The 18,880-nt window shown below is 64.6% G+C and carries 17 protein-coding genes; 6 read left to right on the top strand and 11 right to left on the bottom strand.

Annotated elements, in window-relative coordinates; translation table 11 throughout:
- Nucleotides 1-47: 47 nt before the first annotated feature.
- A complete protein-coding gene (gene eda, locus M3465_RS11330) occupies nucleotides 48-689 on the bottom strand; it encodes a bifunctional 4-hydroxy-2-oxoglutarate aldolase/2-dehydro-3-deoxy-phosphogluconate aldolase (RefSeq protein ID WP_249501856.1) in 642 nt (213 codons plus the stop codon).
- Nucleotides 690-701: 12 nt separating this feature from the next.
- Nucleotides 702-2,513 (bottom strand): phosphogluconate dehydratase, encoded by a 1,812-nt coding sequence (edd, locus tag M3465_RS11325; RefSeq protein ID WP_249501855.1) that lies wholly within the window; start codon nucleotides 2,511-2,513, stop codon nucleotides 702-704.
- 192 nt (nucleotides 2,514-2,705) lie between these two features.
- On the opposite strand from edd, the gene M3465_RS11320 reads away from it, so the two are divergent.
- Genes M3465_RS11320 through M3465_RS11310 form a run of 3 tightly spaced genes read left to right on the top strand, consistent with a single transcriptional unit; the run spans nucleotide 2,706 to nucleotide 5,115 of the window.
- Complete coding sequence (locus M3465_RS11320; RefSeq protein WP_249501854.1) at nucleotides 2,706-3,341, top strand: DUF6778 family protein; 636 nt, start codon at nucleotides 2,706-2,708, stop codon at nucleotides 3,339-3,341.
- A 38-nt stretch (nucleotides 3,342-3,379) separates the two neighbouring features.
- Entirely contained in the window at nucleotides 3,380-4,576 is a 1,197-nt protein-coding gene (locus M3465_RS11315) for an RSP_2647 family RNA methyltransferase (protein ID WP_249501853.1), read from the top strand.
- Nucleotides 4,573-5,115 (top strand): RSP_2648 family PIN domain-containing protein, encoded by a 543-nt coding sequence (locus tag M3465_RS11310; RefSeq protein ID WP_249501852.1) that lies wholly within the window; start codon nucleotides 4,573-4,575, stop codon nucleotides 5,113-5,115. The genes M3465_RS11315 and M3465_RS11310 overlap by 4 nt, the downstream gene beginning before the upstream one ends.
- Here the strand turns inward: M3465_RS11310 and M3465_RS11305 are convergent.
- The 4 genes from M3465_RS11305 to M3465_RS11290 form a co-directional block, all read right to left on the bottom strand.
- Entirely contained in the window at nucleotides 5,112-6,314 is a 1,203-nt protein-coding gene (locus M3465_RS11305) for a peptidoglycan DD-metalloendopeptidase family protein (RefSeq protein WP_249501851.1), read from the bottom strand. The two genes, M3465_RS11310 and M3465_RS11305, sit on opposite strands and share 4 nt — an antisense overlap.
- 61 nt (nucleotides 6,315-6,375) lie before the next feature.
- Nucleotides 6,376-7,017 (bottom strand): protein-L-isoaspartate(D-aspartate) O-methyltransferase, encoded by a 642-nt coding sequence (locus M3465_RS11300; protein ID WP_249501850.1) that lies wholly within the window; start codon nucleotides 7,015-7,017, stop codon nucleotides 6,376-6,378.
- On the bottom strand, nucleotides 7,017-7,802 hold the full coding sequence (surE, locus tag M3465_RS11295; protein WP_249501849.1) for a 5'/3'-nucleotidase SurE: 786 nt from the start codon (nucleotides 7,800-7,802) through the stop codon (nucleotides 7,017-7,019). Before surE ends, M3465_RS11300 begins: the two co-directional genes overlap by 1 nt.
- A 126-nt stretch (nucleotides 7,803-7,928) precedes the next feature.
- The gene (locus tag M3465_RS11290) at nucleotides 7,929-8,597 is read right to left on the bottom strand and encodes an SDR family NAD(P)-dependent oxidoreductase (RefSeq protein ID WP_249501848.1); all 669 of its coding nucleotides are present in this window, start codon (nucleotides 8,595-8,597) and stop codon (nucleotides 7,929-7,931) included.
- A gap of 114 nt (nucleotides 8,598-8,711) precedes the next feature.
- On the opposite strand from M3465_RS11290, the gene M3465_RS11285 reads away from it, so the two are divergent.
- From M3465_RS11285 to uvrA, 3 genes are all read left to right on the top strand, one after another.
- Nucleotides 8,712-9,302 (top strand): biotin transporter BioY, encoded by a 591-nt coding sequence (locus M3465_RS11285; RefSeq protein ID WP_249501847.1) that lies wholly within the window; start codon nucleotides 8,712-8,714, stop codon nucleotides 9,300-9,302.
- Between the two features lie 221 nt (nucleotides 9,303-9,523).
- Nucleotides 9,524-10,636, top strand: coding sequence for a sugar-transfer associated ATP-grasp domain-containing protein (locus M3465_RS11280; protein ID WP_249501846.1), 1,113 nt, complete (start codon nucleotides 9,524-9,526; stop codon nucleotides 10,634-10,636).
- 154 nt (nucleotides 10,637-10,790) lie between these two features.
- Nucleotides 10,791-13,652, top strand: coding sequence for an excinuclease ABC subunit UvrA (uvrA, locus tag M3465_RS11275; protein ID WP_249501845.1), 2,862 nt, complete (start codon nucleotides 10,791-10,793; stop codon nucleotides 13,650-13,652).
- Between the two features lie 3 nt (nucleotides 13,653-13,655).
- On the opposite strand, the gene M3465_RS11270 is transcribed toward uvrA, so the two are convergent.
- The 5 genes from M3465_RS11270 to M3465_RS11250 form a co-directional block, all read right to left on the bottom strand.
- The gene (locus M3465_RS11270) at nucleotides 13,656-15,236 is read right to left on the bottom strand and encodes a Hint domain-containing protein (protein ID WP_249501844.1); all 1,581 of its coding nucleotides are present in this window, start codon (nucleotides 15,234-15,236) and stop codon (nucleotides 13,656-13,658) included.
- 127 nt (nucleotides 15,237-15,363) lie between these two features.
- The gene (locus tag M3465_RS11265; RefSeq protein WP_249501843.1) at nucleotides 15,364-15,567 is read right to left on the bottom strand and encodes a YgaP family membrane protein; all 204 of its coding nucleotides are present in this window, start codon (nucleotides 15,565-15,567) and stop codon (nucleotides 15,364-15,366) included.
- 79 nt (nucleotides 15,568-15,646) lie between these two features.
- Nucleotides 15,647-16,519 (bottom strand): 3-hydroxyisobutyrate dehydrogenase, encoded by an 873-nt coding sequence (gene mmsB / locus M3465_RS11260; RefSeq protein ID WP_249501842.1) that lies wholly within the window; start codon nucleotides 16,517-16,519, stop codon nucleotides 15,647-15,649.
- A 4-nt stretch (nucleotides 16,520-16,523) separates the two neighbouring features.
- Nucleotides 16,524-17,567 carry an enoyl-CoA hydratase/isomerase family protein gene (locus M3465_RS11255; protein WP_249501841.1) on the bottom strand — a complete coding sequence of 348 codons (1,044 nt, stop codon included), beginning with the start codon at nucleotides 17,565-17,567 and terminating at the stop codon, nucleotides 16,524-16,526.
- A gap of 98 nt (nucleotides 17,568-17,665) precedes the next feature.
- Nucleotides 17,666-18,805, bottom strand: coding sequence for an acyl-CoA dehydrogenase family protein (locus M3465_RS11250; RefSeq protein ID WP_249501840.1), 1,140 nt, complete (start codon nucleotides 18,803-18,805; stop codon nucleotides 17,666-17,668).
- Nucleotides 18,806-18,880 lie beyond the last annotated feature (75 nt).

Here is an 18,880-nt window from a genome sequence, read left to right as displayed (position 1 = left end):
GTAGCGTCTCCGGCCAAGCCCTAGCATGACGGGGCAGGGCGTTCCGCTCAGCGCGACAGGGCGCTTGCCTCCTTGGCGAGCGCTTCGATGCCCGACCAGTCGCCGCGCTGCACCAGATCTTTTGGCGCGACCCAGCTGCCGCCGGCGCACAGCACGTTCGGCAGGGACAGGTAGTCCGACGCATTCGCCAATGAAACGCCGCCCGTCGGGCAAAAGCGCACCTGCGGGATCGGCGCGCCGATGGCCTTGAGTGCGGGCGCGCCGCCACTGGCCTCGGCGGGGAAGAACTTCTGCACGCGATAGCCGCGCTCCAGCAGCGCCAAGGCCTCGCTCGCCGTCGCCGCGCCCGGCAAGAGCGGCAGATCGGCGTTTTCGCAGGCCGTCAACAGCCTGTCCGTCGCGCCGGGGGAGACACCGAACCGCGCGCCGGCCTCCTTGGCCGCCCGGACATCCTCCGGCGTGAGCAACGTGCCGGCACCGACCACGCCGCCGTCAACGCCCGCCATCTCGCGGATCGCGTCGAGTGCGGCGGGTGTGCGAAGCGTCACTTCGAGGACGGGCAAGCCGCCAGCCACCAGCGCTTCGGCCAGAGGCCGGGCATGGCGCGCATCATCCACCACCAGAACCGGTATGATCGGCGCGAGCCGGCAGAGCTCTTCGGTCTTTTCGCTCATCTTTTCAGGGGTCATCGCGGGAATTCCTCAGACAACGACGCCGGCGCCGGTCTCGGCCAGCCCGACATTGGCGCGGAACGCGGCGAAGAGCTCGCGCCCGACGCCGTGGCCGTTCTGCGCCAGATCGGGCTCGACCGCCGCGCGGCTGTCGAACTCCTCCTCAAGGCAATCGAGCGTGCCCTGAACCGCATCGACCCGCACCAGATCGCCGTCACGCAGTTTCGCCAGCGGGCCGCCCTTGGCCGCTTCCGGGCTGACATGGATCGCCGAGGGCACCTTGCCCGACGCGCCCGACATGCGCCCGTCGGTGACGAGCGCGACCTTCAACCCGCGATCCTGCAAGACCGCAAGCGTCGGGGTGAGCGAATGAAGCTCCGGCATCCCGTTCGAGCTTGGCCCCTGAAAGCGCACGACGACGACCGTATCCTCGGTGAACTCGCCATTCTTGAACGCGGTTTTGACATCCGCCTGATCGTTGAAGATCCGGGCTTTCGCCTCGATTACATGCCGCTCGGGCGCGACGGCGGAGGTTTTCATCATGCCGCGCCCCAAATTGCCCGCCAGTTGCTTCAGCCCGCCGGTTTTCTGGAACGGATCGGCAGCCGGGCGCAGGATCTTGTCGTTCTGCGTTTCTCCCGCGCCGGGATGGTAGACGACACGGCCGTCCTCCAGTTTCGGTTCCTGCGTGTAAAGCGAGAGGCCGTCGCCGGCCACCGTCTTGACCTCCTCGTGCAACAGACCGGCCTTAAGCAACTCTCCGATCATGAAGCCGAGCCCGCCCGCGGCGTGGAAATGGTTCACGTCCGCCAGACCGTTCGGATAAACCTTCGCCATAAGCGGCGTGACGGACGAAATCTCGTCGAAATCCTCCAGCCGCAACTCGACCCCCGCGGCGCGGGCCATCGCGGGCAGGTGAAGCACCAGATTGGTCGAGCCGCCCGTCGCCATCAGCCCGACGATGCCGTTCACGAAGGCGCGTTCGTCGAGGATGTCGCAGACCGGGCGATAATCATTGCCCAGCTGCGTGATCTCAAGCGCGCGTTCGGTGCCCGCGACGGTCAACGCGTCGCGCATCGGCGTGTTCGGATTGACGAAGGACGCGCCAGGCAGGTGCAGGCCCATGAACTCCATCAGCATCTGGTTGCTGTTCGCCGTGCCATAGAAGGTGCAGGTGCCGGGGCTATGATACGATGCCATCTCGGCCTGCATGAGCGCGGCGCGGTCCACCTCCCCGGCAGCGAATTGCTGGCGCACCTTGGCCTTTTCGTCGTTCGGCAGGCCCGAGGGCATCGGCCCGGCAGGCAGGAAGATGCCGGGGATATAGCCGAACGTGCCTGCGGCGATCACCAGCCCCGGCACGATCTTGTCGCATACGCCGAGATAGAGCGCGGAATCGTAGGTGTTGTGGCTCAGCGCGATGCCCGTCGCCAGCGCGATCACATCGCGCGAGAAAAGCGAAAGCTCCATGCCGACTTGGCCTTGCGTGACCCCGTCGCACATCGCCGGAACGCCGCCTGCCACCTGCGCGGTGCCACCTGCCGCGCGGGCGGCGTCGCGGATGATATCGGGGAAGCGCTCGAAAGGCTGATGGGCGGAGAGCATATCGTTATAGGCCGTGACGATGCCGATATTCGGCGCGCGCTCGGTCGCGAGTTTGTGCTGATCCTCGCCGGCGGCGGCATAGGCGTGGGCCTGGTTGCCGCAGGTCAGATGGGCGCGGCGCGGTCCGTCTTCGGCGGCCATGCGCATCCGCTCCATATAGGTGCCGCGTGACGCTTCGGAGCGTTCCTGCACCCGTTCGGTGACGCGTTTGATGATGTCGTTGAGAGCCTGTGCCATAATGCCTCCGCGCGATTTCAGCCGTCGGTATGTGGATCATGTAGCTAGGTTAGCGCTAACAGTAAAGGGGCGTCGCCCCGGGAACGTCGTGCCGGTTTCCCCGAATTGTCAGCTTTGCGCCGCGTTCCGGCCAAGTTGCGCGAATAGGCACGGCCCGAGGATCAAGATCAATTCGCGCAGAGGATACCCATAATGAAACCGTTTTTCAAAGCCTGCATGGCGTTTGCGCTGGCCCTTGGCGTAAGCGCCTGCGCCGCGCCGCAGACCGCCAGCCGCGCCGCGATGCCGGACGCCGGGCTGCCCGGAATGGCGCGGCCGGGCATGGCCCTTGCCAGCTTCACCGTCTCCGTGCCCCGATCGCTCAGCGTGAACGAGCGCAACACCTATTACCCGCGCGGCGATATCGTCTGGCGGGGCGATCCCTATGGCGACCGCCATGCGCAGGTGAAGGCGATCTTCGAGGAAAGCCTGCGCCGCGCCGCGCCGCAAATCGCGGGCACGCGTCCGGTGCGGATGGATATCCAGGTCACGCGCTTTCACGGCCTGTCCGAAAAGGCGCGCTACAGCGTGGGCGGCGTGCACGATATCGATTTCCGCTATCGCCTGATCGACACCGCGACAGGGGCGCAGATCGGCGAGATGCGTCATGTCAAGGCCGATCTCGAAGCGCTCTCGGGTCAGGCGGCGATGGCCGCCGATGCGCAGGGCCGCACGCAAAAGGCCCGCATCACAGCGCATCTGGCGCGTGTCATCGCCGAGGAACTGACGGTTCCGGGCGGTCACGAAAACGCAAGACTGGGGCTTTTGCAGGCGATCAACGAGCTTTGATCTTTCGCAAGACGTGAAGGGCGCGTAAGGGGAGCGGCATGACACCGACTTCCTTGCCCGTCCTTCGCCTCAAGCCCAAGACCAAGCCGCAGGCCATCCGCCGCGGCTACCCTTGGGTTTATGCCAACGAGGTCGTCACCGACCGCCGCACCCGTGCGATCACTCCGGGGGCGATCGCGGTTCTCGAAGACGCCGAGCGCCAGCCGCTCGCGCTGGTGGGCGTGAACCCCAACTCCAAGATCATCGGGCGTGTTCTGGATGCGCCGGATGCCGCCGCGCCGGATCGGGGCTGGTTCGCCGCCCGCCTGACCCGCGCGCTGGCGCTGCGCGAGCGGCTTTTCGATGCGCCCTTCTATAGGCTGGTCCATGCGGAGGCCGACGGGCTCCCCGGCGTCATCATCGACCGTTTCGGCGATATCGCGGTGATCCAGCCAAACGCCGCCTGGGCCGATGCGCTGCTTCCCGAACTGGCTGACGCGCTGGCGGAGGTGACGGGTGTGCGCACGATCCTCAAGAATGCCGGCGGGCGGGGGCGGGCGCTCGAAGGGCTGGATGATCAGGACGCGGTTCTGCTGGGCGATGCGCCAACTGCGCCGGTGCCGGTGACGATGAACGGCGCGACTTACATGGCCGATCTCACGGGCGGACAGAAAACCGGGCTCTTCTTCGACCAACGCCCGAACCACGCCTTCGCCGCGCGGCTGGCGCAGGGCGCGAACGTGCTCGATGTGTTCTCCCATGTGGGCGGTTTCGGCCTAGCGGCGCTCGCGGGTGATGCGCAGAGCGCGCTTTGCGTCGATGGCTCCGAGGCGGCGCTGACGCTGGCCGAGGAAGGCGCGGCGCGCATGGGCGCGCTGGACCGGCTGCGCACGTCGCGGGGCGACGCTTTCGCGCAGCTGACCGAACTGGGCGAGGCGGGACAGAGCTTCGATCTCGTCATCTGCGATCCGCCCGCTTTCGCCCCGTCGAACAAGGCGAAGGAGGCCGGACTGCGCGCCTATGAGCGCATCGCGCGGCTTTCCGCGCCGCTGGTGGCACCAGGAGGCTATCTTGTGCTCTGCTCCTGCTCCCACGCCGCCGATCTGAGCGCCTTCACCGGCGCCTGCCTGCGTGGCATCGGCCGTGCGGGGCGGCGCGCGCAGCTTATCCATACAGGGCAGGCCGGCCCGGACCATCCGCTGCTGCCTCAACTGGCGGAATCGGGCTATCTCAAGGCGCTGTTCTTCCGGCTGTGAAGGTCCTGCTCGACACTTGCGTCATCTATCCAACGGTGATGCGGCAGATCCTGCTGGAAATCGCGGGGCGGGGCCTGTTCACGCCGCTCTGGTCCGAGCGGATCCTCAATGAATGGGCACGCGCTGCCGCCAAGCTGGGGCCAGCGGGCGAGGCGCAGGCGGCGGGCGAAATCGCGATGGTCTCAGCGGCGTGGCCCAAAGCCTCCGTCACCTGGGGTGCGGCACTGGAGGATCGGCTCTGGCTCCCCGATCCGAACGACATTCACGTTCTCGCCGCCGCCATCGCGGGCCATGCGGATGTGATCCTGACGATGAATGCCAAGGATTTCCCGCGCGGGATACTGGCCGAGGAAGGTCTGTCGCGTGCCGATCCCGACAGCTTCATGATCGGCCTTTACGCCAGCGCACCCGACCCGATAGAGGAGGCGGTTCGCGCCGTGCATGCTGAGGCCGAACGGCTGTCCGGCGAAACTTGGGAGTTGCGCAGGCTGCTCAAGAAAGCGCGGCTCCCGAGACTGGGAAAGGCGCTGACCGCCTAGCGCAGATATTGCATCGGATCGACGCTCTCGAACCCCTTGCGCACTTCAAAATGGACGCGCGGAGGATCGGCCTTTGCGATCTTGGCAATGGCCTGCCCCCGGCTGACCGCGTCGCCTTTCGCGACGGTGATCTGATCGACATGGGTATAGACCGTCAGCAGGTTGTCGGGGTGCCGCACAACGAGAATGTTGATCCCGTCCGTGTTGGTGGTGATCGCGGCGACCTGTCCGCTTGCCGCGGCCTTGACCGGCGTTCCGACCGAAGCGCCGATATCGATGCCGTCATTGCGGCCCTTGGCGTATTCGCGGATGATATTGCCCTGCACGGGAAAGATCATCGCCGCGCCAGATGCGCTGGCTTCGGTCTGCTTGCCGACATCAGCGACCGGCTCGGCCTTCTTTTCCGGCTCGGCGGCCGGAGCGGCAGCGGGTTTCGGCACGGCTGCCGGCAAGGGTTTGGAGGCCGACGGCGGCTCGGGCGTCGGCGATCCGCGCCCCGGTGGCTGGGTCGCGGCGACCTCGCGGGCGGGCGGGGCCTGTGTCGCGACGGGGATCAGCAGGAACTGCCCCTCGCGCAGGGTGAAATTCGCGTCGAGGCTGTTCCATTCGGCCAACGAGCGCACCGAGACATCGTAGAGCCGCGCGATGGTGAAGGCGGTCTCTCCGCGCTCGACCCGGTGGCGCACGGGCTCCGCGCCGGTCTGCGGCTGCGGCGCGGGCGCGCTGCGCGGCGTCGGGGCAGAGCGGTCGATGGCATCGCTCGCCAGGGTGGTGATGTCGATATCCGAAGCGGGCCGGATCGGGCCGGTGGCGATGGCCCCGGTGGCCGGTGACGGTTCTGCCACGCGGCGGGGCAGGGCAACGATCTCCCCGGCGCGGAGCGTGTCGCCGGTCTGGATACCGTTATAGCTGGCCAGCTCTTCGGGCGGCAGACCGATGCGGCGTGCCAGACTGCCCAGCGTATCGCCGCGCCGCGCGACGGCGACCTGATAATTGGGATAGGAAATCACGCCGCGATCGTCCGGATCGGGCCGGGGCGCGGTGGCGGCGCGCGCGGCGTCGGCGGTGTTGAAGCCGCCATTCATCATCCCGCGCAGATCGAGATCGAGCGGCTCCGAACAGGCGCCGAGCAGCGCGAGCGTGGAAAGACCGGCGAAAAGCCCGGCGGCGGAACGGTTCGGAAATGGAGCGGTCGTCATGTCGATATCCTCAATATGCGCCTGTTATCGGCCCGGCGTCACGTCATGCAGTATGCCCCGTTTACCCCTCACGGGCCAGCCCTTCGACCAAAGGCACGAAGCGCACTGCGCGCAATTCGTCATAGTCGAGCCCCTCCGGCGTGCGCCGCACCCGAATGAGATGCTGCACGGCGTCCGACTGCCCGACAGGCAAAACCATGATCCCGCCTACCTTGAGCTGCCCGAGCAGCGGCCCCGGAGGGTCTTCGGCGGCCGCGGTCACGAGGATACGATCGAAGGGCGCCTGATCGGGCAGGCCGAAACTGCCATCGGCGGTAAAGGCGGTGATGTTGGTCAGGCCGAGATCGTCGAACACCGCGCGCGCCTCTCGGACGAGCCGCGCATGGCGGTCCACGGTATAGACGCGCCGCGCCAGCTGGCTCAGGATCGCGGCCTGGTAGCCCGACCCGGTGCCGACCTCCAGAACGGTGTCGCGCGGGCTGATATCGAGCGCCTGCGTCATCAGCCCTACGACCGAAGGCTGGCTGATCGTCTGTCCGCAGGCGATGGGCAGTGGCGTATCCTCATAGGCACGCTCGGCGAAATAGCCGCGAATGAAGGGCCCGCGGTCGATCTTTTCCATCGCGCCCAGAACGGCGGCGTTTGTCACGCCGCGCGAGCGCAGCGCGTAGAGGAACTGCATCTTGAGCTCCGGATCGACCATCAGGAAAACGCATCCCGCATCGCGTCGAGATGATCGGACGCGGTCAGATCCGCGCGCATCGGCGTGACGCTGATATAGCCTTCGAGATTGAGCGCCGCATCGCTGCCCGGCGCGGTGGGCGCGCGCTGATCGCCGCCCTTGATCCAGAGGAAACGCCGCCCCGAGGGCGAGCTGTGCGGCTCCACCGAAAAGCCGGTGCCTTCGCGAATGCCCTGCGGGGTGATACGCGTACCCTTGACCGCCTCTGCCGGGACGGGCGGGAAATTGACGTTGTAGAACAGCCGGTAGCCCGATTGTCCGCCCGGATCGTGATCCACGATGCGGCGGATCACCTCGCAGCCGTGAACGCGCGCAGCCTCGAACGGGTCATCCACCTGCGCATTGGCGGGGCCGTAATATTGCGACAGCGCGATGGCCGGGATGCCCTGAAGCGCCGCTTCCATCGCGCCGCCCAGCGTGCCGGAATAAAGCGCGTTCTCGGCCGAATTGTTGCCCCGATTGACGCCCGAAAGCACCAGATCAGGCGGCGCGCCGCGCAGCATGTCGTGCAGGCCGGCCAGCACGCAATCCGCGGGGCTTCCCTCCGCAGCGTAGCGGCGCTCGCCCATCTTGGAGATCATCATCGGATGGGTGTAGCTGATGCAATGGCCGACGCCCGATTGCTCGAAGGCCGGCGCGACCGTCCAGACCTCGCCGCGCCGCCCGGCAAGCTCGGTCGCGATTTCGAGCAGAACCTCCAGCCCCGGAGCGTTGATTCCGTCGTCATTGGTGATGAGTATGCGCATCCGCCCTGCCTTGCTTTGCCCCTGAATAGGCCAAGCCCCAACATGCAGCAAGTCCGCGCCGCGCCGGTGCAGCGCGATTTTCCGTTGACGGAAAATCCCGGATGCGTCGACGCATCCGGATCCTTGTCAGCCGTTCAGGATGTCCGGCACAAGCCGTGCGGCCTCATCGGCGGGGCTGGCCAGCGCGCCGCGATCCTCTCCGGGGTGAAACCGCGCCCGCACCGCAGTTGCCATGGGATGTGGCGCCAGTATCCTGACGTTGGGGCCGGTGGAGACGGTTTCGGCCTGCCAGCTGCGCGCCAGAGCGATCTGCGCCGATTTGGTGGTGCCGTAATGGCCGTAGAACTTTTCCCCCGCGTGGTCGTCCTCGAAGAAGATTGCGCGCCCGTCCCGGGCCAAAAGCGCACCGATATAGGGAACGAGATGCCCCATCGCGGCGAGGTTGATCGAGACGGAACGATCCCAGTCCTTGGCGTCGATGTGATGCGCCGGCGTCAGCGGTCCGGCATGGATCGCCGTATGCACCCAGAGCGCGATCTGTCCCCAACGCTCATGCACCGACCGGCAGAGCTGCGCCATTGCGTCCGCCTTGGTGATGTCCATCGGCGCGAGCGTCGCGCTGCCGCCCTTCGCCTGAATGCGGTCGTCAAGCTCTTCCAGCCCGCCGACGGTGCGGGCGACGGCGACGATGTGATGCGTGTCGGCGAGCGCCTCGGCCAAGGCAAAGCCGAGGCCGCGCGAAGCGCCTGTCACGAGGGCAATGGGGCGGGGGGCGGAGCCGGGATGATCTGTCATGGCGCGTGACATGCCTTCTTGCGGGCTCTGCCGCAAGGGGCGGCGCTTGACTTGGCCCCGTATTTGCCGGTTTAACGGCTGTGACAAATCGCGACAGTCGAAGGACATATCCCCATGACGCTATCCCAAGCCGCTTTCGGCAAAACGACGCTTTTCGGTCAGACGCTGCTGGCGCTTGGCGGTGCGGCCTTCATCGCGCTTGCCACGCAGGTCTCCGTGCCGTTTTTCCCCGTGCCCATGACGCTGCAGACAATGGCGATCCTGATCGTCGGGCTCGGTTTCGGCGCGCGGCTCGGCACGGCGACGCTGCTGACCTATCTGGGCTATGGCGCGATGGGCCTGCCCGTCTTTGCCGGCGGCATGAACGGGCTGGCCTTCGCCGGGCCGACCGCGGGCTTTTTGTTCGGTTTCGTGCTGATGGCCGGTCTTGCCGGGTTGGCGGCCGATCGAGGCTGGACACGTGGCGTCGTGCCGGCGGCAGCCGTTGCCCTCGGCGTTTCGGCGTTGCTTTACGTTCCCGGCACCGTCTGGCCAATGGCGCTCTCGCAACTGGCCGGGATCGACGCCGGTTGGGCCGGTCAGGAGATCGGGTTCTACTGGACCCATTTCGTTGCACCTTTCGTCATCGGCGATGCGGTCAAATCGGTTCTTGCGGCGTTGATCGTCACAGGCGCATGGCGCGCACTGGCGTCGCGGCGCGGCTGAGCCTTTCACAATCCGATGACATCCCCCCCGTAGCGCTCCGCTGCGGGGGTTTTTCTTGCCCGCCGGGCCAGGGGGGCCAGCCCCCCCCCCGGCGCTGCGCGCCGCCCCCCGAGATATTTTCGAAACAGAGAATTCGGACGCCCGCAAAACGATCCGCCTTTGCCATATTGTCATCACCAAGGCCGAGTAGCGTGATCGGAAACAAGCGGATGGGATCGGGCATGTCGGTATACGTTGAAGATATCGCGCTTATCGAAGGAAAAGCCGGCGGGAATATCGCCGGCCGGTTGGCGGCTGCGGCCAAAGCCAGCGGGCGCAGCCCTTTGTCGATCGCTTTCGATTTTTTCAAGCTGCGCAAGACCCGCGGCCGGCTGCGCTTTTACGAATACCTGATGTATGGCCTTTATGACCGGGACAGGTTTTCCGACGACGATCGGTCGCGTTTCATTTCCGCGCATGTTCATTGGCCGACGATCGCGCCCTGTAACGATCCGCAATGGTGGTCGGTAACGGAAGACAAATGGCTCTCGTCCTCGATCCTGGCGGCGCATGGCATCGCGCAGCCGCGCAATGCTGCGGTTTATGATGCGGGGCCGAGGCTTTATCCGGACGTGCCGAAGCTGCATGATGCCGCAGCGCTCAGGGACTTCCTGACGCGTTGCGATGCGTTTCCGCTTTTCGCGAAGAACCTTAATGGCATGTGGAGCGCGGGCGCGGTTCGGCTTTCGGGCTGCACGGATACGCATGTTCTCATCGATGGCCGCGCGCCGGTCACGTTCGACGAGTTGGCGAGCGACATTTTTTCCGATCGCAGCTATCTCATCCAGCATTGCGTTCGGCCGCATCGGTTCTTCGATGGTATCACCGACTCGGTCGCGACGGTGCGCTGCCTCAATCTCATCGGCGATGAGGGTCTGCAAACTCCGTTCACGCTGCTCAAGCTGCCGATGGCCGGGAATATCGCCGACAATTTCTGGCGCAAGGGCAATCTGCTTTGTCTGCTCGATCCCGAAAGCGGAAAGGTGTTGCGGATCGTTGCGAACCATGATGGCGACCTGACGGAACTGGACGGTCTGCCCGGTTCGGATCGCAAGCTGCTGGGCGAAACGCTGCCGCATTGGGAGGCGCTGCGCGCGATGAACGAGACTGTCGCCCTGATACATGGTGCGAATCGGTTCGGATCGACCGATATCGCCCTGACGGATGACGGCCCCGTGATCGTCGAGGTGAATAACGGCTGCGCCTTCGAGTTGATCCAGATGGCAACAGGAGAAGGATTCCTCACGGATGAAATCCTGGCCTTTTTCCGCAGCTGCGGCGTCGCCTTGAAGTAAACGGGAAAGTCCGGAACCTTGCGGCCCTGTTCGTTGCGGGGTTCGTTCCCGTTTTCTTGAGCTTGCGGTTCTGTTCCATCTTCGTTCTCATTTAGCCATTGGCGAAACCGGCCGGACCCCCTATGTGTTACCCTTGCAAGAGCCGGGGGGCAGAATGGCCGAATTGAAGAACATCGAAGTGCGCGGCGCGCGCGAGCATAACCTCAAGAATATCGACGTGGATATTCCGCGCGACCAGCTTGTGGTCATCACCGGGCTCAGTGGCTCGGGCAAGTCGAGCCTCGCTTTCGATACGATCTATGCCGAGGGACAGCGCCGCTATGTCGAATCGCTGTCGGCCTATGCGCGGCAGTTCCTCGACATGATGGAAAAGCCGGATGTGGATCACATCACCGGGCTGTCTCCCGCGATCTCCATCGAACAGAAGACGACCTCCAAGAACCCGCGCTCGACCGTCGGCACGGTGACGGAGATCTACGATTACATGCGGCTGCTCTTCGCGCGCGTCGGCACCCCCTACAGCCCCGCCACCGGTCTGCCCATCGAGGCGCAGCAGGTGCAGGATATGGTCGACCGTGTCATGGCGATGGAGGAGGGCACGCGCGCCTACCTGCTCGCGCCCATCGTGCGCGACCGCAAGGGCGAGTATCGCAAGGAGTTCTTGGAGCTGCGCAAGCAGGGGTTCCAGCGGGTCAAGGTGGACGGGCAGTTCTACGAGTTGGACGAGCCCCCGACGCTCGACAAGAAGTTCCGCCATGACATTGATGTGGTGGTGGACCGTCTTGTCGTGAAAGAGGGAATTGAGACACGACTCGCGGACAGTTTCCGCACCGCGCTCGATCTGGCTGACGGCATTGCGATCCTTGAAACCGCGCCGAGTGAAGGCGAGCCGGAACGGCATACGTTCTCCGAGAAATTCGCCTGCCCGGTCAGCGGATTCACCATCCCCGAAATCGAACCGCGCCTCTTTTCCTTCAACGCGCCGTTCGGAGCTTGCCCGGAATGCGATGGGCTTGGGGTTGAGCTCTTCTTCGATCCCAACCTCGTTGTTCCCGACACGACGCTCAAGATCTCCGATGGCGCGCTGGCACCGTGGCGCAAGGGGAAATCACCGTATTTCCTGCAGACCATCGATGCCATCGCGCGGCATTACGAGTTCAACAAGAATGCGCGCTGGAAGGATCTGGATGCGCATGTGCAGCAGGTCTTCCTTTACGGATCGGGCGATGAGGAGATCCCCTTCCGCTATGACGAAGGGGGCCGCATCTACAACGTCACGCGGACATTCGAGGGCGTGATTCCCAATATGGAACGCCGCTACCGCGAAACGGATTCAAGCTGGATTCGCGAGGAATTCGAGCGCTACCAGAACAACCGCCCTTGCGGCACTTGCGACGGCTACCGTCTGCGGCAGGAGGCGCTGGCGGTCAAGATCGCGGGTCTGCATGTCGGCCAGGTTGTGCAGATGTCGATCCGCGAGGCGTTCGACTGGTGCAAGACCGTGCCCGATCATCTGAGCCAGCAGAAGAACGAGATTGCCGTGGCGATCCTCAAGGAGATCCGCGAGAGGCTTGGATTTCTGAACAATGTCGGGCTCGAATACCTGACCCTGTCGCGCAATGCCGGCACGCTGTCGGGCGGCGAGAGTCAGCGGATCCGGCTCGCCAGCCAGATCGGCAGCGGCTTGACCGGCGTGCTTTACGTGCTCGACGAGCCGTCCATCGGGCTGCACCAGCGCGACAATGACCGTTTGCTCGGAACGCTCAAGAACCTGCGCGATCAGGGCAATACGGTGATCGTGGTCGAACATGACGAGGAAGCGATCCGCGAGGCCGATTACGTTTTCGATATCGGCCCCGGCGCGGGGGTGCATGGCGGGCAGGTCGTCTCCAAGGGCACACCGCAGGAGGTCGCGGACGATCCGGCCTCGCTGACTGGGCAATATCTGAGCGGCGCGCGCAAGATCGCGGTGCCGGCGAAGCGCCGCAAGGGGAACCGGAAGGCGCTCAAGGTCGTGAAGGCGACAGGCAACAATTTGCAGAACGTGACTGCCGAATTTCCGCTCGGCAAGTTCGTTTGCGTGACGGGTGTGTCGGGCGGGGGCAAGTCGACGCTGACCATCGAGACATTGTTCAAGACCGCCTCGATGCGGCTCAATGGTGCGCGGCAGACGCCCGCGCCCTGCGAGACGATCAAGGGGCTGGAGCATCTGGACAAGGTGATCGACATCGATCAGCGGCCTATCGGGCGCACGCCGCGCTCGAACCCGGCGACCTATACCGGTGCCTTCACCCCGATCCGCGACTGGTTCGCGGGGCTGCCCGAGGCCAAGGCGCGCGGCTATAAGCCGGGGCGGTTCAGCTTCAACGTAAAGGGCGGGCGCTGTGAGGCGTGTCAGGGTGATGGTGTCATCAAGATCGAGATGCATTTTTTGCCCGACGTTTACGTCACCTGCGAGACCTGCAAGGGCGCGCGCTACAACCGTGAGACATTGGAAATCAAGTTCAAAGGCAAGAGCATAGCCGACGTTCTTGATATGACGGTTGAAGATGCGCAGGAGTTCTTCAAGGCGGTGCCGTCCATTCGCGAGAAGATGGACGCGCTATGCCGCGTGGGTCTTGGCTATATCAAGGTCGGTCAGCAGGCGACAACGCTTTCAGGCGGCGAAGCGCAGCGCGTCAAGCTGTCGAAGGAACTGGCGAAACGGTCCACCGGGCGGACGCTTTATATCCTGGACGAGCCGACAACCGGCTTGCATTTCGAGGATGTGCGCAAGCTTCTTGAAGTGCTGCATGAACTCGTCGAGCAGGGCAATTCGGTCGTGGTGATCGAACATAACCTCGACGTCATCAAGACAGCCGATTGGCTCATCGATATCGGCCCCGAAGGCGGCGACGGCGGCGGGCGGATTGTGGCGACCGGCACGCCGGAGCAGGTTGCCGAGGTGGTCGAGAGCCATACCGGCCGCTACCTCAAGCCGATGCTGGAGGCGAAAAAACCGATGGCGGCGGAATAGGGATCAGGCAGCGCGGGCTTGCAAGGCGCGCGCCTCGTGGCTTTTCAGGATCGGTCGTGCGGCAGTCCAGTTGCGCGCAGCGTGATCGGCAAGCTCCGGGAAGAGCGTGATGATCTCGGCCTGGGCTTCGGCGTCGAAACTCTGTGCCATCATCGGGCCGGGAAGATAGCTTTCCGAGGCAAGCCCCGAGGATGTCAGGATTTCATGCCGGTCGAAGAGCAGGTGAACATAGGTCACCGGCGCGCCTGTCGTCACCTGCCGCACGGTGCAGCCATTGACCAGATCGCGCGCCTTGATGAGCACCTCCGCCTCGCCAAAAAGCAATTCAGCCCAAATGTCGCGGATCAGCACGCGGTGCTGCGGCGAAAGCAGAACGTCGCGCTCTGCGCCAAAGCTTCCGGCGCTGATGAGGATCGGGGCGAACCGCCCCTCCGCCACCGTTTCGCGGGCCCCCGCCCAGCGAACGGGCATCGCGCCATCGTCGAGCGTCAACACCAGATCGCCGGGGCGGAGCGTTTCCACCGCCACCGGCCCGCGCGGCGTGTCGATCAGCGTTCCAGCGACGAAGCAGGGCATCTGCGTGACCTGCACAACGCCCGTGTCGGAATTGCCCAGCCCGTTCTCGACCGTGTAATTGAAATACGCGGTTTCGGTATCGCCATCGGATTGCACGCTCAGCGTGCCATCGGGATTGAGCGTCACCACTTGCCCGGAGGTGAGGGTGACCGAATCGCCCGCGACAACCGCAATGCCGTTGATCTGGGTGATCGTCATCGTCCCGGCGGTGGTGCTGTCATTGGCCAGAACGTCGACAATCTTGGTGCTGTTCAGCCCGATATTGAGCGTGTCGTCATCCGCCACGAGGCTCGATTGCGCCGAGCCGCCGGCAATGAGAAGGTTGGAATCGTAGTTGCTGTCCTGCACATCGGCGATGCCGATCTTGATCGTGTTCTGAACCCCTGCATTGACCGGCGCGACGACGCTCAATGTGACGGTGAAACCGTCCATTTCGGTGTTGTATTGATCGTTCGTATTGTCGCGATACAGGTTGTTGGCGGTGTTGCCGTTGATATTCCCGACCGACACCTGCCCCGATCCGACATTCACCGTCGCCTGCGTGCCATTGACCCAGATGCCGACCACGTCAAGAAATTGCGAGCTGATATATTCGGGATATTCCTCGGACGCGATGACGAAATCGAGCGTCAGCGTGTTGCCGTTCGGCGTGAAGGTGACTTCGAGGAACGAGGCATCGAAGGTGCTGGCGCCCGCAATCGCGGTGAAATCGCTGTCGCCGGTGCCGGAGGTGTTGGTGGAGGTGTTTCCTCTGAAATTCGTGTTCGACGGCTGCCACCAGCGCGGGTCGTTCGTCACGTCCTCCGCGCGGCCCGTCGACAGGATCACACCGGTATCGCCGGGGGTCAGATCGGGCGAAACGCTGTCGCCGTTGGTGTAGACGCCCGATGAGCGCGAATCGCCCGTATAGCTGGCGCTGTTGACCGTGATGCCCGCGCCGAAGATCGTGTTCGCCATGTCGAGCGCGCTGGCGGAGGTATTGATCGGCAGTTCTTGCGCGATGGGCATGATGGGACCGTCTTGCCGTTAACCAAGGATTTACCTCGGTATCGCCGGGCAAGACGGCCTTAATGCGCTGAAATTTAGGTTAATTTTAGCAAGTCGGGCGGCGACTGTTTCCTGCGCCGCCACAATTTCATCGCGATCTGGGGCAGGAGTTGATCCCGAACAGCGTATAGGCCGGGCAAGAGCCCACCAGCCCGGTGAGGACCGGGATGATCCCGATCAAGAAAAGCCAGTTCAGATCGCCGCCCACGCCCATGAAGAAGGCCAGAAGCAGCGCCAGCCCGACGATGACGCGCAACACGCGATCGGTCGTGCCCATGTTTTTCTTCAGCATGTCAAACTCCTGAATCATGTGATCTCGTTCAGGTTATGACATCTTCGAAAAACGGCATATGATCTGGATCAACTCGCCTTCAGCCCCTGCGGCGGGTTTCGAAGCGCGGAAGCATGGCGGAAAAATCGCGGCCCTTGCCGCCTTCTTCCTCGACGAACCGGGCATAGAGATCGGTCGCCGCCGCACCGATCGGCGTGTCGGCATCCGCGCTTTCGGCGGCCTGCTGGCTCAGGCGCAGATCCTTGAGCATCAGTTCCGCAGCAAAGCCCGGCCTGTAGTCGTTGTCGGCAGGGCTCTGCGGGCCGATACCGGGCGCAGGGCAATAGGCGTTCAACGACCAGCTATAGCCCGAGGACGTGCTCACTACGTCGAACATCGCCTGCCGATCCAGACCCAGCTTGTCGGCCAGCGCGAAGGCTTCGCAGGTCACGATCATCGTCGCGCCAAGGATCATGTTGTTGCAGATCTTCGCCGCCTGCCCGTTGCCTGAAGCGCCGCAATGGACCGATTTTTGTCCCATGATCTCGAACAGGGGCAGGGCGGTGCGATAGGCGTCCGCCGGCCCGCCCACCATGAAGGTCAGGCTGCCGGCCTGCGCGCCGCCGATCCCGCCCGAAACCGGCGCGTCGAGCGACAGCAGCCCGGCCTTTTCCGCCTCCTGCGCGACCGCGCGCGCGCTTTGCACATCGACCGTCGAGCAATCGAGCAACACGGCGCCGCGCTGCATTTCGGGGATCACCTGCGCGGCCACATCGCGCAGGATCTCGCCATTGGGCAGCATGGTCACGACGATTGCTGCATCGCGGGCCGCCTCGGCGGCGCTGCCGGCGAGGTGCACGCCGTCGACCGCGATCCCGGCGGTGTCGAACCCCGTGACCTCGTGACCCGCCAGCGCCAGATTGGCCGCCATCGGCGCGCCCATGTTTCCCAGCCCGATAAACCCGATCTTCATGGCCTTACTCCTGTCGTTCGAATGTCAGCGGCGTGCCCTCCACCGGGGCCAGCATCGCCGCAATGTCGCCTTGCGGTACATCGCCCGGATCATGCCGCCATTTCGGCGATTTGTCCTTGTCGATGATCGCGGCGCGGATGCCTTCGAGGAAATCGCCATGTTCCATCGCGCGCGAGGTGAAGCGATATTCCAATTCCAGCGCCCGGCGCATCCCGGCCCCCTCGCGGCGCAGGCGGCTGAGGATCGCGAGCGCGCAGGCCATCGAAAGCGGCGAATTGCGCGAGAGCGCGCCGTGGATCTCGCCCGCGCCGTCCGCGTCGCTGGTGCGCAAGGTTCGGATGAGGTCCGCATAGGTGCCGGCTTTGAAGAGCCTGTCGACCTGCGCGCGCTTTTCGCGCAATTGGGAAGCGGGCGGCTCGGCGGCGGCGCGGGCCAGTCCGGCGACCTCGCCGGAGACGCAAAGCCGCGCCTTGATCCCGTTCCAATCCGCCTCGGGAATGAAGAGATCGGCAAAACCGGCATGGATCGCATCCGCCGGCCCCATCCGCTCGGCGGTCAGGGCGAGATAGTCGCCGATCCGCCCCGGCGCGTTCGCCAGTAGCAGCGAGCCTCCCACATCCGGGATGAGCCCGATGCCACATTCCGGCATGGCGATCCGCGCGCTTTCGCCGACGACGCGATGCGAGCCGTGACAGCCGATCCCGACCCCGCCGCCCATCGTGTAGCCCTGCAAAAAGCTGACCACGGGCTTGGGATATTCGGCGATGAGGGCGTTCATGCGGTATTCGTCGCGCCAGAAGCTGCGGCCATAGGCGTAATCGCCGGCCATGCCGGTGGCATACATCTCGGCGATATCGCCACCCGCGCAGAACGCCTTGTCGCCGGCGGCATCGATCAGCACGAGCTTGATCCGGGGATCGGCCCGCCAGTCCCAGAGCGCGCTTTCGATGGACAGGCACATTTCATGCGTGAGCGCGTTCAGAGCCTTGGGGCGGTTCAGCGTGATACGACCGGCATGGCCGTCCTGGCGGATATCGATATCTGTCATATGCCTTTGCCTGTATTGAGCGGGGCGGGGGGCGCTGCCCCCGTCGCGCAAGCGCGACTCCCCCGAGATATTTTTGAAACAGAGAAGCGCGCGAACGGCTAGGTCGCAAGCATCTCGCGCGCGACGATCAGGCGCATGATCTCGTTCGTGCCTTCGAGGATCTGGTGAACACGCAGGTCGCGGACGAGTTTCTCAATGCCGTAATCCGCGAGATAGCCGTAGCCGCCATGCAGTTGCAGGCATTGATCGACAACGCGGCTGCCGGTTTCGGTGACGAATTTCTTGGCCATGGCGCAGAACTTCGTCGCGTCCGGTGCGGCGTTGTCGAGCTTCCAGGCGGCCTGGCGCAGAAAGGTGCGTGCGGCCTGCAATTCGATCTCCATGTCGGCAAGGCGGAATTGCAGCGCCTGGAACTGGTCGATAGATTTGCCGAAGGCGCGGCGTTCGGCCATGTAGGCCAGGGTGGCATCCAGCCCAGCTTGCGCCGCGCCCAGCGAACAGGCGGCGATGTTGAGCCGCCCGCCATCGAGCCCCGCCATCGCGTATTTGAAGCCGCGCCCTTCCTCGCCCAGCAGGTTGGCTGATGCGACGCGGCAATCGTCGAACTGCACCTGCCGCGTCGGCTGTGACCGCCAGCCCATCTTGTCTTCCAGCCCGCCAAAACTCAGCCCCGGCGCGCCGTCCTCGACCAGCAGGGCCGAGATGCCGCGCGGGCCGTCCTCGCCGGTGCGGGCCATGACGATATAGGCATCCGAATAGCCGCCGCCCGAGATGAACGCCTTGGTGCCGTTCAGCGTGTAGCCTTCATTGGTGCGATCCGCGCGGGTTTTCAGCGCGGCGGCGTCCGATCCGCTGCCGGGTTCGGTCAGGCAATAGCCGAGCACCGTTTCCATCGTCAGTGCCTTCGGAAGGACGCGAGCCTTCATCTCATCCGAGCCATAGGCGTCGATCATCCTGGCGCACATGTTGTGGATCGACAGGAAAGCCGCGACCGACGGGCAGGCCATGCTGAGCGCCTCGAAAACCAGCGTGGCGTCGAGCCGCGAGAGCCCGGTGCCGCCGCTGTCTTCGGAGACATAGATGCCGGCAAGTCCCAACTCGCCCACCTTCGGCCAAAGCTTCTTGGGGATGGTGCCCTGCGCCTCCCAGTCGCGCGCATGGGGCGCGATGTGCTCCTGCCCGAAGGCGTGGGCCATGTCGAAGATCGCGGATTGTTCCTCGGTCAGGGCGAAATCCATCGCGGCGCTCCCCTCTGGATGTGGTGAATTGAACGCCTGTTTAATTTTCAATTGTTGCAGAAGATTTGCAAGCGG

It is taken from the genome of Marivita sp. GX14005 (assembly GCF_023370775.1).
Lineage (GTDB): Bacteria > Pseudomonadota > Alphaproteobacteria > Rhodobacterales > Rhodobacteraceae > Marivita.
Note: the sequence above shows the minus strand (reverse complement) of the source record. Positions and strands in the feature narration are given on the sequence as shown.

Bases quoted from the DNA above. Each gene is read 5' to 3' on its own strand.
- eda (WP_249501856.1), bottom strand. From the start codon at position 689: ATGACCCCTGAAAAGATGAGCGAAAAGACCGAAGAGCTCTGCCGGCTC.
- edd (WP_249501855.1), bottom strand. From the start codon at position 2,513: ATGGCACAGGCTCTCAACGACATCATCAAACGCGTCACCGAACGGGTG.
- M3465_RS11320 (WP_249501854.1), top strand. From the start codon at position 2,706: ATGAAACCGTTTTTCAAAGCCTGCATGGCGTTTGCGCTGGCCCTTGGC.
- M3465_RS11315 (WP_249501853.1), top strand. From the start codon at position 3,380: ATGACACCGACTTCCTTGCCCGTCCTTCGCCTCAAGCCCAAGACCAAG.
- M3465_RS11305 (WP_249501851.1), bottom strand. From the start codon at position 6,314: ATGACGACCGCTCCATTTCCGAACCGTTCCGCCGCCGGGCTTTTCGCC.
- M3465_RS11300 (WP_249501850.1), bottom strand. From the start codon at position 7,017: ATGGTCGATCCGGAGCTCAAGATGCAGTTCCTCTACGCGCTGCGCTCG.
- surE (WP_249501849.1), bottom strand. From the start codon at position 7,802: ATGCGCATACTCATCACCAATGACGACGGAATCAACGCTCCGGGGCTG.
- M3465_RS11290 (WP_249501848.1), bottom strand. From the start codon at position 8,597: ATGACAGATCATCCCGGCTCCGCCCCCCGCCCCATTGCCCTCGTGACA.
- M3465_RS11285 (WP_249501847.1), top strand. From the start codon at position 8,712: ATGACGCTATCCCAAGCCGCTTTCGGCAAAACGACGCTTTTCGGTCAG.
- M3465_RS11280 (WP_249501846.1), top strand. From the start codon at position 9,524: ATGTCGGTATACGTTGAAGATATCGCGCTTATCGAAGGAAAAGCCGGC.
- uvrA (WP_249501845.1), top strand. From the start codon at position 10,791: ATGGCCGAATTGAAGAACATCGAAGTGCGCGGCGCGCGCGAGCATAAC.
- M3465_RS11270 (WP_249501844.1), bottom strand. From the start codon at position 15,236: ATGCCCATCGCGCAAGAACTGCCGATCAATACCTCCGCCAGCGCGCTC.
- M3465_RS11265 (WP_249501843.1), bottom strand. From the start codon at position 15,567: ATGCTGAAGAAAAACATGGGCACGACCGATCGCGTGTTGCGCGTCATC.
- mmsB (WP_249501842.1), bottom strand. From the start codon at position 16,519: ATGAAGATCGGGTTTATCGGGCTGGGAAACATGGGCGCGCCGATGGCG.
- M3465_RS11255 (WP_249501841.1), bottom strand. From the start codon at position 17,567: ATGACAGATATCGATATCCGCCAGGACGGCCATGCCGGTCGTATCACG.
- M3465_RS11250 (WP_249501840.1), bottom strand. From the start codon at position 18,805: ATGGATTTCGCCCTGACCGAGGAACAATCCGCGATCTTCGACATGGCC.